Genomic DNA, 15,747 nt, shown 5'->3' on the forward strand with positions numbered 1-15,747 from the left:
GAAGATCCCTAGGACGAAGAGCCTTCCCCAGGCGAGGCCGAATCGGTCGGCTGAGAGCTGGGATCCGTCTCCGGCACTTCGGGATGGCGAACGGGCTTGGGTAGCGTGCCACCTGACCTGATAACCAAACAGCGCACGGTTTGGTGCAGCTCCTCCAGCAAAATGCTGATGGCAGAGCGGAAGTCTCGGTGGTCATCTCGCATTTGCTCCAGCATGGCGCGGATGACTTCCTGACAATCCTTCAGGATGTGCTGCTGCTGGGCAACAATCTGCACCAGTTCGCTTTGTTCCTTGAGCAGCTCCCGCAGACAAGAGCGCAGCTCTTCCACATGGCTCTGCCAAAGGGCCTGTCCTTCCCGCAGCTCCATCACGCTGGTGCGCAAATCGGCGGTCGAGTCTCTTAGGGCTTCGCTGTGGCGGCGCTCGGCTTCCAGTTGCTTTTGCTGCTCCTGCTGCTGTTGGCGCAACTCAGAATTGGCCCGCAAGTTGGCTTCCGCTGCCCTGAGCAATTGAGCCAATCGAACCTCAGTAACAACCCAACGCTCTTCCGGGGAGAGAGATCGACCTCGGCCAACTCGCCTGCAGAAGTACTTCACAGTCGCTGCACCCTATACACAACTCTCTACTTTAAATCAAAGCACCATAGGACTTCAGCCCAAGCAGAGACCTGTCTATCGGGCTTTGTCCCGGCTGTTTTCTGGGTTTACCCAATGTAGCCATGATAGCGGATGCCGAATCCAGAAGTTCGGAAGACGGAGCTGCCCCTCTCCAGGGATCCCGGTCGTTCTTCTAGGATGGTGGAGAGTTTGGATAAAAGAAACCATGCCTTCACTTGCCAATCAAGTGGTGCTGATTACTGGTGCCTCTGCTGGAATTGGGGAAGCAGTCGCTCTGGAGGCGGCCAAACGCGGGGCTCGCTTGGTGCTGGCGGCCCGCCGGGAAGGGCTGCTGCGAAACGTCAAAGACTTGGTGGAGAGTCGGGGAGCGGAGGCGCTGGTGGTGCCCACCGACATGGCCGATACGGCCCAGGTGGAGGCGCTGGCCCAAAAGGCTCTGGATCACTTTGGCCGGGTGGATATCCTGGTGAACAACGCCGGCTATGGCCAGATGGGGCCGGTGGAAGAGGTGGATGTGGCGGCCATGCGGCGCCAGTTTGAGGTGAATGTATTTGGCTTGCACGCCCTCACCCGTGCCCTCTTGCCCCAAATGCGGGAACGGGGCAGTGGCCGCATCCTCAACCTCAGCTCGGTGGCCGGCCAGCTGTCCATGCCTTTCAGCGGCGTTTACAGCGCCACCAAGTTTGCTGTGGAGGCCCTCAGCGACGCCCTGCGGGTGGAAGTGGCCCCCTTCGGCATCAAGGTTATCTTGATCGAGCCGGGGCCGGTAGCCACCGAGTTTGGCCGCGTGGCGGAAGAAACCTTTGCTGCCGTTGTCAACCCCAACGGCCCCTACAAAGCGATCTTGGACAAGACCGCCGATCTGGCCAGCTCGTTCAGCAAAATGGCCTGGCCAGTGGAGAAGGTGGTGGAGCCGATCCTGAGGGCGATGACGGATCCTCACCCTTCCGACCGCTACACTGCTTTCACAGGGGGCAAGGTGGCGTTGGGGCTGATGCGGCTGCTGCCGGCCTCTCTGGCCGACTCTATGTGGCGGCGCGTCTATGGGCTGGATGGTCTGGGATCCCCCGGCTCGGCCTAACTGCAGGCTTGTGGCGGGCATCGGATGGGGCAGGGATCCCTCAGGAGCTCATCCTTGCGGGGGTAGGGTTGTGCCTTCCAGGAGGGACAGGTTAAGTTTGTTAAAGGACTTTTAATAACCGAGCGTTCTCTTCCCTATGAACAAGCCTCTATCTCCCCAGCGCTGGCTGATCGCCCTCCTGCTGGGCTTTTGTCTCTGGCAGGGATCCGGCCTGGTGCTGCAGCCTGCACCCGCCCATGCAGCTTTGGCCTCGGCCCTCACCTACGATCGCTTTTTGCGCTACGTCGAGGAGGGGCGGGTTACGGATGTGCGCCTCACGGACAACAATCTGGTAGCTGAAGTTACGGCTGTGGATCCCCAGACCCAGCATTCCACCCGCTACCGAGTGAACCTGCTGCCCAACACCGTACCGCAACTGGTGGACCGCCTCACTGAGCAGGGGATCGAAGTGGCAGTGGTACCCACCCGCAATGGCAGCGCCTTTTGGGCGCTTCTGGGCAACCTGGTGATCCCGCTGTTGCTGTTGGGAGGGTTGTTCTTTTTCCTGCGGCGTGCCGGTGCTGGAGCGGGCGGCCCTGGGCAGGCAATGAACTTCGGCAAATCGCGGGCCCGCTTTCAGATGGAAGCCAAAACCGGTGTTAAGTTCGACGATGTGGCCGGGATTGAAGAAGCCAAAGAAGAATTGCAAGAGGTGGTCACCTTCTTGAAGAAGCCGGAGCGCTTCACCGCTGTTGGGGCCAAGATCCCCAAGGGTGTGTTGTTGGTGGGGCCGCCGGGGACGGGCAAAACCCTTCTGGCCAAGGCCATTGCCGGCGAGGCAGGAGTGCCCTTTTTCAGCCTTTCCGGCTCTGAGTTTGTGGAAATGTTTGTCGGGGTGGGTGCCTCTCGCGTACGGGATCTCTTCAAGAAGGCCAAGGAGAATGCGCCTTGCATCGTCTTCATCGACGAGATCGACGCGGTGGGCCGGCAGCGGGGGGCTGGCATCGGCGGTGGCAACGACGAACGCGAGCAAACCCTGAACCAGTTGCTCACGGAGATGGACGGCTTTGAGGGCAACACCGGCATTATCGTGATTGCCGCCACCAACCGCCCTGATGTGTTGGATGCGGCTCTCTTGCGTCCGGGCCGCTTCGACCGCCAGGTTACGGTGGATCGGCCCAGTTTCAAGGGGCGCTACGAGATCTTGCGGGTGCATGCCCGCAACAAGAAGCTGGCGGAAGAGGTCAGCCTAGAGGCGATTGCCCGCCGTACCCCCGGCTTTGCCGGTGCGGATCTGGCCAACCTGCTCAATGAAGCGGCCATTTTGGCGGCCCGCCGTCAGCGCATGGCCATCACCAACCAAGACATTGACGATGCCATCGACCGCATCACCATCGGCCTGACCAAGCCGCCGCTTCTGGACGGCAAGAGCAAGCGCCTGATCGCCTACCACGAGTGTGGCCATGCCCTGTTGATGACACTTTTGCCCCACGCGGATCCCTTGAACAAGGTGACCATCATCCCCCGTTCCGGCGGCGCAGGTGGCTTTGCCCAGCAACTGCCCAACGAGGAGCAGATCGACTCGGGTATGTATAGCCGCGCTTGGCTGCTGGATCGGGTGGTGGTGGGCTTTGGCGGTCGGGCGGCTGAAGAGATCGTCTTCGGCTACTCGGAAGTGACCACCGGAGCCAGCAACGACCTACAGCAGAACACGAATCTGGTGCGGCAGATGGTGACCCGCTTTGGCATGTCCGAGCTGGGGCCCTTGATGTTGGATCCCCCCAACAACGAGGTATTCTTGGGCGGCGGCTGGATGAACCGCGTCGAGTACTCGGAGGATGTGGCCGCCAAGATCGACCGCCAGGTGCGGCAGATCCTGGAGAGCTGTTACCAGAAAGCCAAGCAGATTTTGCTGGAGCACCGCCCTCTGCTGGATCGATTGGCCGATACCTTGGTGGAACGGGAAACCCTGGATGGCGACGAATTCCGGGCGATTGTCTCAGAGTATGTGCCCATCCCGGAGAAGGTCGGCCTACCCAGTCCACTTGCGGAAGCGGGACGGAGTCCAAAGCTGGTCTAGGGGATCCCATCTCCATTGCCAGATAGACAACTGGGGGGGTTGTTGGGGCTGGATCCCGGCAGCTGCCCCCTTTTCCTCGCGAGTTTTGGGTTGCGTTGGGCTGTCGCATGCTCTCTTCGCTCTCTGCTTTGCCGGTTCACCTTTATCGCTGCCTGAGCTGCGGTCGGGAAGGGTTGACCCAATCACCAGGGCGGGAACAGGGATCCGTGGCGGATCGGGTTTATTGTCCCAGTTGTGGCCAAATTTACCCCATCACCGCTTCTGGGGCTGTGGATTTTATCGGCAGCTCATCGGACCTGCATCTCACCCCGGCCCAAGCCATTGCCCATCTGCCTGGGTTCGCCTGGGGCTACGATCGCCTCTGGCGGCCCTGGGCTCTGTCGCTACTGACGGGGGAGAGCTTTGGCAGCGAGCGGGAGGGTCAACTGCTGGCCGAGTTGGTGGGGGAGGGGGATCCCATCTTGGATTTGGGCACTGCCGGGGGGTACTGGAGCCGCTTGCTCCTGGCCAAGGATCCACAACGGACGGTGATCGGCCTGGACAATGCAGCAGGGGTATTGGCGGAAGCCGCTCAACAAGCGCAGCCCCACTGGCAGCACTACAGCCTGATGCGGGCTCGGGCTGAACAGCTTCCCCTCGCCTCTGGAACTTTTGGGGCGGTGATCAGCGGGGCCACCTTGAACGAATTGCCTTTGGATCCCTGTTTGCGGGAAATTGCCCGTGTGTTGAGACCGGGAGGAGCCTTTGTCTCGATGCACAGCCAGCAGGTACAGGGATGGGGGCAGATGGTGCAGCAATGGCTGGAAGCCACCGGCCTTCATTTTTTCTCGGAAACCCAGTTGCGCGAGCACCTTCAACAGGTGGGGCTGCAGTTGGAGCGTTATCTCAGCTTGGGTTGGGTGGCCTTTGTGCGGGCAGTGCGCCTCTGATCTGGGCTGGGTTGAGGTGGCCATTCATTGAGTCCAGAGCGGAGCCATCACCCAAATCCAAGTCGCGTCGATCCCCAGCCCTCCTCTTCCACCAAGAGAGAGACTAGGAGTGAGGGCGCACTCTATGGGATCCACTCTAGCCCAACGCCAAAGCTAAACTCCCGATCCAAGGTCGAGTTGCGCAGGCTATAGCGAGCAGAAAGACGAAAAGAAGGGCTAATGGCATAGGCAGCGGTGATCTCCGCCAGGGTGGCCTGTCCTTCTTCCGGCTCCTGGGGGGCAACCCAACTGTAGCTACCGGTCAAATCTGCAGCTCCGGGAGCCAAGGCCAAAACAGCAAAAGCCCCATAGCTAACTCCACTGAGGCTGCGGTTCTTTTGTTCCAAAGCCCGATACCCCAGTTGTGGCGCCAGATTAAAACGGGATCCCATGGGGGCCAGAAAGTAACGCATCTCCGACCCGTACTGGCGCACTTCGGGATGTTCGGAAGATTGGCGATAGTCACCGCTGAGGGTGAGGCGATCTCCCAGGCGCAAATCCTGCAGGCTGATTCGCCAGTGCGAAGAGGACTCAAAGCCGGCCTGCAAGCGGGTGGGCAAGACAGGGGTGTTGCGGATTTCTTCCAGGAGATTGGGCGGGTTTTGCAGCCAGCGGCGCAACACGGGGCTGTCTTCCAAAAGTTGGCTATCCAAGCCCAAATCCAAAGCGGCTGAGAGGGTGGCCGGCACCGGATCTGGAATAGGGGCTTGCTGGGAATTGGCCCAAACCGGCCGCTCAGGCACCAGTCCAGCCCAGAGGAGCAGCATACCCAGGCGAAGCCCTTTGCCAGACTGTCTCACCGCCTGCAACCCCATGCATCGCGTCCCTACTGTAGCCGCTTTCCGAGGGATTCTCCACGCAGACGGGCAGAGCCAAAGGGCGGCAACAACACCTCAAAGACGGTTCAACGACAACAGAAAGCCTAGCTGCTCCGGCTGTTGGCAACCACCCGCAAGCGCTCGACCAATTTTTGCAGTTGCCGTTCAAATTGCAGACTTTGCCGCTGTAGCTGACTGACCTTTTCACAGCTATAGAGGACGGTGGTGTGATCTTTTCCCCCAAAGTAGTCGCCAATTTTGGGCAGGCTGAGGTTGGTGTAGTGGCGCATCAAGAACATGGCAATTTGCCGTGCTTGGCTGATGTCGCGCTTGCGGGAGGATCCCAGTAAACTGTCTCGGTCGATGCCGAATTCTTCACAGACCACATCGGTAATCATGTCGGCGGTGATCTCTTTCGGCTCGCTGGGGGGATTGAGGATGGGCTGAATCGTCTCTACACTCATCGGCAAGCCGGAAATGGAAACATAGGCGACGGCGCGGATCAGGGCGCCTTCCAGTTCGCGGATGTTGCTGGTGTAGGTGGTGGCAATGTACTCGATCACCTCTGCGGGCAAGTTCATTCCCTCGTACTCGGCTTTCTTCTTGAGAATGGCCATGCGGGTTTCGATATCGGGCGATTGAATTTCCGCAATCAAACCCATGGAGAAACGAGAACAAAGCCGCTCCTGCAGACGCGGGATCAGATGAGGAGAGCGGTCGGCGGCCAGTACGATCTGTTTGCCGGACTCGTGCAGCGTATTAAAGGTGTGAAAAAACTCCTCTTGGGTGTACTCTTTGCCTTCGATAAATTGAACGTCATCCACCAATAAAATATCCACATCCCGATAGTGCTCCCGGAAAGACTGCATGCTGTCTCGCCGGATGGCATCGATTAAATCGTTGGTAAACCGTTCGGTGGACACGTAGAAGACCTTGGCGCGTGAATTGGCCTCCAGTTGGTAGTGGCCAATGGCCTGCATCAGGTGGGTTTTGCCCAGACCCACCCCACCGCAGAGAAACAGGGGGTTGTAGGCGCGCCCAGGCTTGTCGGCCACAGCCAGAGCTGCAGCGTGAGCCATGCGGTTGTTGGGGCCGACCACAAACCGTGAGAAGGAATACTTGGGGTTGAGATCCGGCGCCCGCATCGGCAGGCTGCCGCCGACTTCCAGTCCTAGGGTGGTGGAGGCAGGTAAGCTGCCGGCTCTGCCCGATGTTGGGGAAATCGCCCTTGAAGGGGGTTCTGCCTCGACAGAAGCGTGGGGGGAAACGGAAAACTCCACCTGCAAAGGGATCCCGGCTACCCGCTGCACCACCTCGGTGATGGTGGAAGCGTAGTGCTTTTGCAGCCAGCCCCGTGCCCATTCGCTGGGGGTACAGATGGTGAGGCGGTTGTCCACCAACGATTCAGCCCGCGCCGTTTTGATCCAAGCCTCAAAGGTTGGGCGGCTGAGCTGCACCTGCAGATGACACAGGGCTTCATCCCAGAGCTGATCCAGGGAAATATCCACACCACACACTCAGAGCGACACAGCAGAAGCCCAGAGGAAACAGCGGCGGCTTCCTCGACAGGAGCTTCGGGATTCCCAATTTAACTGCTCGGCGCGGGGTGGCCAATCTAGCAATTTTCCATTGAGTCTGCTAAGATTAACCACCTGTGATCAGTTGCCAGCAGGCTGAATGGCAGTCTGGTCAGCTCTGGCAAATGATCTTGGCTTCATTGGTTGGCTTCTCACCATGACTCAGCGTACCCTTCGTGGCACCAATCGCAGACGCATTCGCGTCTCTGGGTTTCGGGCCAGAATGCGAACGGCAACTGGGCGTCAGGTCTTGCGGCGACGGCGGGCCAAGGGGCGTTATCGCCTGGCGGTTTCCTAAGCCCTTTGGTCAGAGATTTGATTTGTCTTGGTTTTTTGGAGCGTTGCAGCCCAAAACTCGCTGACTTCTGGGGCAGACTCTCCTCGGTGCCCAATGTTGCCGGCTCCTCATCGATTGCGGGATCGACGAGCTTTTCAGGCGCTCTACCAGGGGGGCCAACGTCGTTCCGGTGCAGGCTTAACCCTGTTGTTTCAGCCGATGCCCGCAGGGTGCGAAGGGATCCCTAGCCAAGTGGGGCTGGTGATCGGCAGAAAGGTGAGCAAATCTGCCGTAAAGCGGAATCGGCTGCGCCGCCAGTTGCGAGAAATCTTGCGCCCCCTGTGCCCAAACCTGAAACCCGGCTACCGGCTGCTGTTCATCTCCAAAGCAAACCTGCTGACCTACCGCTGGCCGGAGCTGAGGGCAGAGGTGCATCGTCTTTTACAAAAGGCCGATCTGCTCGTCGGCACAGATGTAGACTCAACAGGTGCAGACTCAGATGCCAAGCCGTCCTAAGAAACTTGAGCTGCACAGGTTTTTGCTACCCATGCTAGCCTGTTGCCATCATCTGCCGGTGGTCACGCTAGATATGGGGTGTCATGTACGTCAAGCGGATTGAGCTGACCCGATTTAAGTCCTTTGGTAGCACAACCTCGATACCCCTGCTGCCGGGCTTTACGGTCATTTCCGGCCCCAATGGCTCCGGTAAGTCCAACATCCTGGATGGGATCCTGTTCGCGCTGGGTTTATCGTCCTCGCGGGGGATGCGGGCAGAGAGGCTTTTGGATCTGGTGCATTCCGGCAGCCTCAACGGCAATCTGCAGGTGGAAACCCATGTTTCTGTCACCTTTGAGCTGGGGCCGGGAGAAGATGGTCAGCCCAGGGAATGGAAAGTCAGTCGCCGGCTGCGGGTCAAGCCCGGAAAGGCTGAGGATCCCACTCGCGATAGCGGGACGGATTCTCTCCCCTACACCAGCACTTTCTACATCAACGATGTGCCCTGTACCCTGAGCGAGCTGCACGAACAACTGGAGGCGATGCACATCTACCCCAACGGCTACAACGTCGTTTTACAGGGGGATGTCACCAGCATCATTTCCATGCACCCCAAGGAACGGCGGCAGATCATCGACGAATTGGCGGGGGTGGCCACCTTCGACCGCAAGATCGCCCAGGCCAACAGCAAGCTGGAGGCGGTACGGGAACAAATTGAGCGCTTTCGGCTCATCGAACAGGAATGGCAAGCTCAAGGAGAGCGGCTGCTCAGAGAGAGCGAAAAGGCCCAACACTATCAGCAACTGCGGCTGCAGTTGCAAACGCTGGAGCAGCAGCAACAGGTGTTGCTTTGGCGGCATTTGCAAGTCCAAGTGGAAGAAACCCAGGCGGCCATTCAGCAGCTTCTGGAGGCTCAGGAGCAGACCACCGCTCAGGTGCAGACCTTGAGCGAGCATTTGCAGCAAGCCGAAGCCGCCCTGACCGAGTTGCAAAGCCGCATCCATGCTCTTGGAGAGGAGGAATACCTGCACCTGCAAGCCCAAATCGCCGCCGCCGAAGCACAGCGGCAACAGGTCAGCCAACAGATCGCAGCCTGGCAGGAGGAGATCCAGCAAGCGCAGCGCCTACATCAGGAGTGCCAAGCCCAACAGCAGCATCTGCAGGCGGAGCTGGAACACCTGCACAGCCAACAAGAGCAACTGGCCCAAGCCCAGGGATCCCTGCAGGCCCAGGTTCGGAAAGCCCAAACCAGCCTGGAACAGAGCCGCGAACAACTGCGCGCCCTAGCCCAATCCGCCGATGCCTGGGTGAAACAGCAGCGCTACCTCACCCGCCACATTGAGGAACTTCGCGCCGAACAGGAGCCTCTCCAACAGGAGCAAATTCGCTTGCAAGAGCGACAACGGCAACTGGAACGGCAAAGCCAAGAGATCCAGGCGGAGATTGCCCAGATCGAGGCGTGGCTGGGATCCCACCTGGCCCTCACCGCCGAGTTGGAACACACTTGCCGACAGTCGGAAGCTCAGGTTCAGACCCTGGCCCAAGAGCTGGCGCAACTGCAGGCCAGCCTGGAGCTGGATCGCGCCACCCACGAGCGCCTCACCGTCGAGCTGCACGCCAAGCAGCGGCAACTGGACAAATGGGAAACCCGTCGCCAAGTGTTGCAAGAATCCCAGGGATCCCGGGCGACCCAAGCCATCCTGAGTGCCCGTCTGCCGGGGGTTTTGGGGTTGGTGGCCCAGTTGGGGCAGGTGGATCCCCAGTATCAACTGGCGCTGGAGGTTGCAGCAGGCAACCGGCTGCACTTTGTGGTGGTGGAAGATGACACCGTGGCCGTGAGCGCCGTCAACTTTTTGAAACGGGAAAAAGCCGGACGCGCCACCTTTTTGCCCTTGAACAAGCTCCAGCCCACCCGCCCCCCCAGCCCCCTGAAATTGGACGGCCTGATCGACTATGCCATTCGTTTGGTGCGTTTTGAAGAGCGCTACCGGGATGTTTTCGGCTTTGTGTTCGGCTCCACCCTGGTTTTCCAAAGCCTAGAGCTGGCCCAGCCCCACATCGGCAAGCACCGTATGGTCACCCTGGAAGGGGAATTGCTGGAAACCTCAGGAGCCATCACCGGCGGCAGCGGCCCACAGCGAGCTGGGATCCACTTTTCTGCCGGCGGACACAAGGGCTCCGTCTCGCTATCGCCATCGGAAGAAGAAGCCTTGCGCTCCCGCTTGGCCGAGCTGGAGGAACTGCTGGCCGCCCTCACCCTGCGCCTACAAGCAGCCCAAGCCCGCGAAAAACAACTGGCCCAAGCCCTGCTCCTGGCTCGCCAAGACGCCCTGCAAGCCCAGCAATATCTGGAGCGTCACCAAGCCGATTGCCAAAAGCAACAGGCCCGCCTGCAACACCTGCAGGGATCCCTGGCGCAAAGGCAAAGCGAAAGCCACCAGATCCAGCAGCGGCTCCAGCAGATTCAACTGCGTTGGGATCCCTTGCAACAGCGCCTAGCCGATCTCGCCCTCAAGCTCAGCCAACTGGAGGGATCCCCGGTGAACCAGCATTGGCAGCAACTGCAGCAGGCGGTGCAGCAGCAAGAAAGTCGCTTGGCAGAGCTGCAGCAGCAACTGACCCAACTGGAGCGGCAACAGCAGGAGAACTCCGGCCAACAACACCTGAAACAGGCCCAAATCCAGCACCACCAGGAGCGCCTGCAGGAGAGCAAACAGCGCCAAGCCTATCTGCAGGAGCAAATCGTCCAAGCCCAAGCCACCCTTGGCCAAATCCAGCAACACCTTGCCGAGCAACGGCAACAGATGAGCCAGATCGAGGCCCGACTTTCCCACCTGCGCCAAGAGCGAGATCGGCAGGAATTTCAACTGCGGGCCCAACAACAGCAGATCCAACGCCTGGAGTGGGAACGCTACAACGCCCTCACCCAACAACAGGAAAAAGAGGCCCTGCTGGCCCAACTGCAAACCCAACTGCAAGCGGTGGTTCAAGAGCTGCCGGATCCGCTGCCCGACTTGCCCGCCACCCTGACCTTAGACGAGCTGCAGCGGCAAAAACGCAAAATCGAAGAGCAATTGCGATCCCTGGAGCCGGTAAACATGCTGGCCATTGCCGAATACGAACAGACCCAAGCTCGCCTGCGGGATCTCAGCGCCAAACTGGAAACCCTGCACCAAGAGCGCACCGAGTTGTTGCTGCGCATCGAGAACTTTTCCACCCTGCGTCGGCAAGCCTTCTTGGATGCCTTTCATGCCGTCAACGGCCATTTTCAAACCATCTTTGCCCAACTTTCCGATGGGGATGGTCATTTGGAATTGGAAAACCCAGAGGATCCCTTCGCAGGCGGTCTAACCTTGGTGGCCCACCCCAAAGGTAAGCCGGTGCGCCGTCTCAGCGCCATGTCGGGAGGAGAAAAATCCTTGACAGCCCTCAGCTTTATTTTTGCTCTGCAGCGATTCCGCCCTTCCAGCTTTTACGCCTTTGATGAAGTAGATATGTTTTTGGACGGGGCCAATGTGGAAAAATTGGCCAATATGATCTGGCAGCAATCTCGTCAGGCGCAGTTTTTGGTGGTCAGTTTACGCCGCCCCATGATCGAAAAAGCTGAGCACACCATTGGTGTAACCCAAGCCCGCGGTGCATACACTCAGGTGATCGGCCTGACCAAACCCGCCCCTCACCCCAGTTAAGATGTAGCTTGGTTAAGAGCAGAGGGCAAATCCTGAGGTCCCATTAGACTCATTCTAAGAATGGTTTAGGAGTGTCCAAACGCCTGCCATGGTTGCTCTGACTCTGAATCTATCCCCCCTGACAACCCTGAGCCGAGCAGATTTTATTCGGCTTTGTGCCGCCAATCCTGACCTGAAGCTGGAGCGTACCGCTCAAGGAGAATTGGTTATCATGTCTCCAACCGGCGGGGAAACCGGCCACTGGAATGCCGAAATCACCACAGACTTAACCCTTTGGAATCGGCAATCGGGCCGAGGGAAAAGCTTTGATTCTTCCACCGGATTTTCCTTGCCTTCAGGCAGCGACCGCTCCCCTGATTTGGCCTGGATCCCGATTGAAAAGTGGGAAGCTTTGGATCCGGAAACCCGCCAAGGATTTTTGCCCTTGTGCCCCGATTTTGTGGTGGAGATCCTCTCGCCCACCGATTCTTGGATCCAAACTCAGGCCAAGATGCAAGAATACATGGACAACGGCTGCAGGCTGGGGTGGCTGCTGGATCCCAAGGCCAAGCGGGTGATGATCTACCGACAAGGGCAAGCGCCGCAATTGGTCGAAGATCCGGAAACCCTATCCGGAGAGGACGTGCTGCCGGGCTTCACCTTGCCCATCCGCAACATCTGGTCTGCCTAACGTTAGTAACTTTCACGGATTCACAATCCCTGATACAGATTTTTTCCACACCCTTAACCCAGCTAACTCAGATGGATCTCTTGCATGACAGGGATCGGAATTGCAGAACTCTCCCAACGTTGGAAGAAGCCGCAGTAAAAATGTTGAGCGATAGGCTAAAAACAGGCGAAGCCATACTGCCATGACTGCTCTGAAGCTGGATTTAACTCCTTTGATGAAGTTGACTCGGACGGATTTTATCCGGCTTTGTGCGGCCAATCCTGAGCTGAAGCTGGAGCGTACTGCCCAAGGAGAACTGGTCATCATGTCTCCAACCGGTGGGGAAACGGGCAACCTCAACTTCGAAATTGCCGGGGAAGTTTATGTTTGGAACCGGCAATCGGGCAGAGGGAAAAGTTTCGATTCTTCCACCGGATTTTCCTTGCCTTCAGGCAGCGACCGCTCCCCTGACCTGGCCTGGATCCCGATTGAAAAGTGGGAAGCTTTGGATCCGGAAACTCGCCAAGGATTTTTGCCCTTGTGCCCCGATTTTGTGGTGGAGATCCTCTCGCCCACCGACTCTTGGATTCAAACTCAGGCCAAGATGCAAGAATACATGGATAACGGCTGTCGGCTGGGGTGGCTGCTGGATCCCAAGGCCAAGCGGGTGATGATCTACCGACAAGGGCAAGCGCCGGAATTGGTCGAAGATCCGGAAACCTTATCGGGAGAGGACGTGCTGCCGGGCTTCACCTTGCCCATCCGCAAGATCTGGTCTGCTTGACAGGGTGATTTTCTAAGATTGGCAATTCCTTATTCCTGTATATTGATACTCTTCATCGAACCGGCAAGCCGGAGCAGCAAGGATTGCAACGTTGGTTGCGTCGTCGCGTCAGCGTTTTCGATTCAAACCAAGACACTTTGCCTATACTTGAAACGTTGGATGCAGGACGCCAGAAGGCTTTTCTCAGTGGCCCAGGCGTCTCACCGTAACCTGAAACGACTATAGTCCTTATAGTCCTCAGATTGGGGTCTTTCGCGCAATTCTGGCGAGACTGGGATCTTGGCCAGGCTGGATAAGGCCCACCGATGCCTTTTGCACCTGCTGGACTTCTTGCAAAAGCTGCAAGTAAAAAGTCCGTCGTTCCCAATCCAGATCTCGGAGCCCACAGCCCGGCTCTCGATGGTGCAGGCAATCGCGAAACTGACAGGTACCTAAGCGATCCCTTACTTCGGGGAAGCACCGTATCAACTGCAAAGGATGCACCAGCGGGATCCCTTCGCCAGCATTGAATCCCGGCGAATCGGCGATCCAACCGCCTTCCGGCAAAGGAAACAGCTCCACATGGCGGGTGGTGTGCCGACCATAGCCCAAACGTCTGGAGACGGCCTGAGTAGCCAGCCGAACGTCCGGCAGCAGCCGATTGAGCAAGCTGGATTTGCCCACCCCGGAAGGGCCCATCACCACCGAGATCTGATCTCGACAGCACTGTTGCAACTGGGGGATCCCAGCTTGGGTGTGGGCACTGACCAACAGAGGCTCATATCCCCACCTCTGCAGACGCTCCACCCAAGTTGTCGCCACTTCTGGATCCACGCAGTCGCATTTGTTCAACACCACCTGAACCCGCAGTTGGCTGGCCTCGGCTTGCACCAGCAGACGACTGAGGGCGTTGGGCTCAGGGTCGGGCTCGGCCAGGGCCACCACCACCAGAACTTGGGTCGCGTTGGCAATAGCGGGTCGAGGCAGCTGAGTGCGCCGCGGCAGGATCGCCTCGATCACCCCCCGCTCCGGCCAGAGGTCGGCGGCAGCAGGCGGCAAGCGCACCTCCACCCAGTCCCCCACCATCACCTGCTGACCCATTTTTTTCAGCTTGGCCCGACTGGTACAGAGAATCTCTGCCGGCGTGGGCTTTTCAACCGGAAACCGAGCCGGGATCTCGGGAAAAAGGGCGGCCAAACTCGGATCGATCCGCACGCGATAAAAGTTGGCCTGCGCTGCACGCACCCAGCCGGTACAGCTGGATCGCGGATCCCCCTTTCCTTCTGGTTTCACCGGGCTCATGGCGACGCAGGCGTGCCACGACGCACCCAGAGAATGTAATGGCCTTCGGGGGCAGCTGCCTGTCCCTCAATCCGATGCCCGGCCATGGCTAGACTGTTGGGCACCTGCTCCAGAGGTTCTCCCGCATCCAGCCATAGCTCCAGCAGTTCTCCAGGAGCCATGCGCTCCAGGCGCAGCTTCGCCCGCACGTAGTTAAGTGGGCAAGGGATCCCGCGCTGGTCAAGGATAAACTTGACCTCTTCCGACGAAACAGCCTCTGCAGTCATTCTTCCTCACGCTCCCGGTTGCCAGGCATCTGGGCCAGCCCCCGCAACAACCCGCCCAAGAAACCATCCCGCTTGTTGATGCGTTCTCCGTGCAGCTCAGCCAGGCGCATGAGCAATTCCCGCTCTTCCGAGCTGATGCGGGTGGGGATCTCCACCACCAAGGTGATTTGGTGGTCGCCCCGAGACATCGGGTTGCCAATGCGAGGTACCCCCTTGCCCTCCAGGGTCAGCACTGTACCCGGCTGGGATCCGGCTGGGATGGTCAGCTCCACCTCCTCCTCCAGGCCGGCTTTCGAGTCCACGGTGGGCACAGAGACCTTGGCCCCCAAGATGGCCTGCAAATAGCTCACCCGCACCTCCGAGAGAATGGTCAGGCCATCTCGCTGGAAGTCGGGATCCGGTTCCACGAATAGGTAGACGTAGAGATCCCCGGGCGGGCCACCGCGTCGACCGGCATCGCCTTCCCCGGAAACCCGCAAACGGGTGCCACTATCCACGCCGGCTGGGATGTTAATGCGCAGTTTCTTCGTGGTTTGGGCCAAGCCCTCGCCATTGCAGTTGTAGCAGGGCTCCTCCAACACCTGACCGCTGCCACCACAGGTGGGACAAACCGAGACCTGGGTAAAGTTGCCAAACGGCGTGCGGGTTGCCCGCCGCACCTGACCACTGCCCCCGCAGGTGGGGCAAGTTTTCACCTCCGTACCGGGCTTAGCCCCGCTGCCTCCACAGACGTTGCAGACTTCCAAGTGGCTGATGCGAATCTGCTTTTCGCCGCCGAAGATGGCTTCCAGAAACTCCAGTTTTAGGTCAAAGCGCAGATCATCGCCCCGTACCGGCCCCTGGCGACTGCGGGCATAGCTGGCTCCTGCCCCTGCAAAGTTGGTGAAAAAGCTCTCGAAAATGTCGGCAAAGCCACCCATCCCCGCAAAATCCTGGAATCCACTTGCTGCCGCAGCAGCTCCACTCAAACCCGCTTCTCCAAAGCGATCGTAGCGGGCTTTCAGCTCATTATCAGAGAGCACCTCATAGGCACGGTTGATCTCTTTGAAGCGCTCCTCGGCGCCTGGCTCCTTGTTGACATCCGGGTGGTACTTACGAGCCAACCGTCGATAGGCGCGCTTGATCTCCTCTTTGGAGCTATCGCGGCTAACCCCCAAGATTTCATAGTAGTCGCGAGCCATAGAAG

The 15,747-nt window shown here is 58.9% G+C and carries 14 protein-coding genes; 8 read left to right on the top strand and 6 right to left on the bottom strand.

Annotated features, from left to right (window positions below):
• Positions 1 to 8 precede the first annotated feature (8 nt).
• Entirely contained in the window at positions 9 to 596 is a 588-nt protein-coding gene (locus tag ACVWXE_RS06975; RefSeq protein WP_457489919.1) for a hypothetical protein, read from the bottom strand.
• 226 nt (positions 597 to 822) lie between these two features.
• Here ACVWXE_RS06975 and ACVWXE_RS06980 point away from each other — a divergent pair, with 226 nt between their 5' ends.
• The 3 genes from ACVWXE_RS06980 (at position 823) to ACVWXE_RS06990 (ending at position 4,686) form a co-directional block, all read left to right on the top strand.
• Entirely contained in the window at positions 823 to 1,698 is an 876-nt protein-coding gene (locus ACVWXE_RS06980; protein ID WP_457489920.1) for an SDR family NAD(P)-dependent oxidoreductase, read from the top strand.
• A gap of 136 nt (positions 1,699 to 1,834) precedes the next feature.
• Positions 1,835 to 3,757, top strand: coding sequence for an ATP-dependent zinc metalloprotease FtsH (gene ftsH / locus ACVWXE_RS06985; RefSeq protein WP_414418620.1), 1,923 nt, complete (start codon positions 1,835 to 1,837; stop codon positions 3,755 to 3,757).
• A 107-nt stretch (positions 3,758 to 3,864) separates the two neighbouring features.
• Positions 3,865 to 4,686, top strand: coding sequence for a class I SAM-dependent methyltransferase (locus tag ACVWXE_RS06990; RefSeq protein ID WP_457489921.1), 822 nt, complete (start codon positions 3,865 to 3,867; stop codon positions 4,684 to 4,686).
• A gap of 122 nt (positions 4,687 to 4,808) precedes the next feature.
• Here the strand turns inward: ACVWXE_RS06990 and ACVWXE_RS06995 are convergent, their stop codons facing one another.
• Together ACVWXE_RS06995 and dnaA are read right to left on the bottom strand one after the other, a co-directional pair.
• Complete coding sequence (locus tag ACVWXE_RS06995) at positions 4,809 to 5,492, bottom strand: hypothetical protein (RefSeq protein WP_457489922.1); 684 nt, start codon at positions 5,490 to 5,492, stop codon at positions 4,809 to 4,811.
• Between the two features lie 155 nt (positions 5,493 to 5,647).
• Positions 5,648 to 7,051, bottom strand: coding sequence for a chromosomal replication initiator protein DnaA (dnaA, locus tag ACVWXE_RS07000; protein ID WP_457489923.1), 1,404 nt, complete (start codon positions 7,049 to 7,051; stop codon positions 5,648 to 5,650).
• Between the two features lie 226 nt (positions 7,052 to 7,277).
• Here dnaA and rpmH point away from each other — a divergent pair, with 226 nt between their 5' ends.
• The 5 genes from rpmH (at position 7,278) to ACVWXE_RS07025 (ending at position 13,014) form a co-directional block, all read left to right on the top strand.
• Positions 7,278 to 7,418, top strand: a complete 141-nt coding sequence (gene rpmH / locus ACVWXE_RS07005) for a 50S ribosomal protein L34 (protein ID WP_011434477.1) — start codon at positions 7,278 to 7,280, stop codon at positions 7,416 to 7,418.
• 93 nt (positions 7,419 to 7,511) lie between these two features.
• Positions 7,512 to 7,913 (top strand): ribonuclease P protein component, encoded by a 402-nt coding sequence (rnpA, locus tag ACVWXE_RS07010; RefSeq protein ID WP_414355543.1) that lies wholly within the window; start codon positions 7,512 to 7,514, stop codon positions 7,911 to 7,913.
• A gap of 83 nt (positions 7,914 to 7,996) precedes the next feature.
• Positions 7,997 to 11,581, top strand: coding sequence for a chromosome segregation protein SMC (gene smc / locus ACVWXE_RS07015; RefSeq protein WP_457489924.1), 3,585 nt, complete (start codon positions 7,997 to 7,999; stop codon positions 11,579 to 11,581).
• 88 nt (positions 11,582 to 11,669) lie between these two features.
• A complete protein-coding gene (locus ACVWXE_RS07020) occupies positions 11,670 to 12,251 on the top strand; it encodes a Uma2 family endonuclease (protein WP_457489925.1) in 582 nt (193 codons plus the stop codon).
• Positions 12,252 to 12,432: 181 nt separating this feature from the next.
• Positions 12,433 to 13,014 carry a Uma2 family endonuclease gene (locus ACVWXE_RS07025; RefSeq protein WP_457489926.1) on the top strand — a complete coding sequence of 194 codons (582 nt, stop codon included), beginning with the start codon at positions 12,433 to 12,435 and terminating at the stop codon, positions 13,012 to 13,014.
• Positions 13,015 to 13,251: 237 nt separating this feature from the next.
• On the opposite strand, the gene rsgA is transcribed toward ACVWXE_RS07025, so the two are convergent.
• Genes rsgA through dnaJ form a run of 3 tightly spaced genes read right to left on the bottom strand, consistent with a single transcriptional unit; the run spans position 13,252 to position 15,742 of the window.
• Positions 13,252 to 14,295 (bottom strand): ribosome small subunit-dependent GTPase A, encoded by a 1,044-nt coding sequence (rsgA, locus tag ACVWXE_RS07030; RefSeq protein ID WP_457489927.1) that lies wholly within the window; start codon positions 14,293 to 14,295, stop codon positions 13,252 to 13,254.
• Positions 14,292 to 14,561 (bottom strand): sulfurtransferase TusA family protein, encoded by a 270-nt coding sequence (locus ACVWXE_RS07035; RefSeq protein ID WP_457489928.1) that lies wholly within the window; start codon positions 14,559 to 14,561, stop codon positions 14,292 to 14,294. The genes rsgA and ACVWXE_RS07035 overlap by 4 nt, the downstream gene beginning before the upstream one ends.
• Complete coding sequence (gene dnaJ / locus ACVWXE_RS07040) at positions 14,558 to 15,742, bottom strand: molecular chaperone DnaJ (protein ID WP_011434470.1); 1,185 nt, start codon at positions 15,740 to 15,742, stop codon at positions 14,558 to 14,560. Before dnaJ ends, ACVWXE_RS07035 begins: the two co-directional genes overlap by 4 nt.
• Between the last annotated feature and the right edge of the window lie 5 nt (positions 15,743 to 15,747).

The sequence above is a fragment of the Thermostichus sp. MS-CIW-41 genome (assembly GCF_054058915.1).

What these genes read in the sequence shown, in the direction of transcription:
- ACVWXE_RS06980 (WP_457489920.1), top strand. Translation starts at nt 823, where the DNA reads ATGCCTTCACTTGCCAATCAAGTGGTGCTGATTACTGGTGCCTCTGCT.
- ftsH (WP_414418620.1), top strand. Translation starts at nt 1,835, where the DNA reads ATGAACAAGCCTCTATCTCCCCAGCGCTGGCTGATCGCCCTCCTGCTG.
- ACVWXE_RS06990 (WP_457489921.1), top strand. Translation starts at nt 3,865, where the DNA reads ATGCTCTCTTCGCTCTCTGCTTTGCCGGTTCACCTTTATCGCTGCCTG.
- ACVWXE_RS06995 (WP_457489922.1), bottom strand. Translation starts at nt 5,492, where the DNA reads ATGCTGCTCCTCTGGGCTGGACTGGTGCCTGAGCGGCCGGTTTGGGCC.
- rpmH (WP_011434477.1), top strand. Translation starts at nt 7,278, where the DNA reads ATGACTCAGCGTACCCTTCGTGGCACCAATCGCAGACGCATTCGCGTC.
- rnpA (WP_414355543.1), top strand. Translation starts at nt 7,512, where the DNA reads ATGTTGCCGGCTCCTCATCGATTGCGGGATCGACGAGCTTTTCAGGCG.
- smc (WP_457489924.1), top strand. Translation starts at nt 7,997, where the DNA reads ATGTACGTCAAGCGGATTGAGCTGACCCGATTTAAGTCCTTTGGTAGC.
- ACVWXE_RS07020 (WP_457489925.1), top strand. Translation starts at nt 11,670, where the DNA reads ATGGTTGCTCTGACTCTGAATCTATCCCCCCTGACAACCCTGAGCCGA.
- ACVWXE_RS07025 (WP_457489926.1), top strand. Translation starts at nt 12,433, where the DNA reads ATGACTGCTCTGAAGCTGGATTTAACTCCTTTGATGAAGTTGACTCGG.
- rsgA (WP_457489927.1), bottom strand. Translation starts at nt 14,295, where the DNA reads ATGAGCCCGGTGAAACCAGAAGGAAAGGGGGATCCGCGATCCAGCTGT.
- ACVWXE_RS07035 (WP_457489928.1), bottom strand. Translation starts at nt 14,561, where the DNA reads ATGACTGCAGAGGCTGTTTCGTCGGAAGAGGTCAAGTTTATCCTTGAC.
- dnaJ (WP_011434470.1), bottom strand. Translation starts at nt 15,742, where the DNA reads ATGGCTCGCGACTACTATGAAATCTTGGGGGTTAGCCGCGATAGCTCC.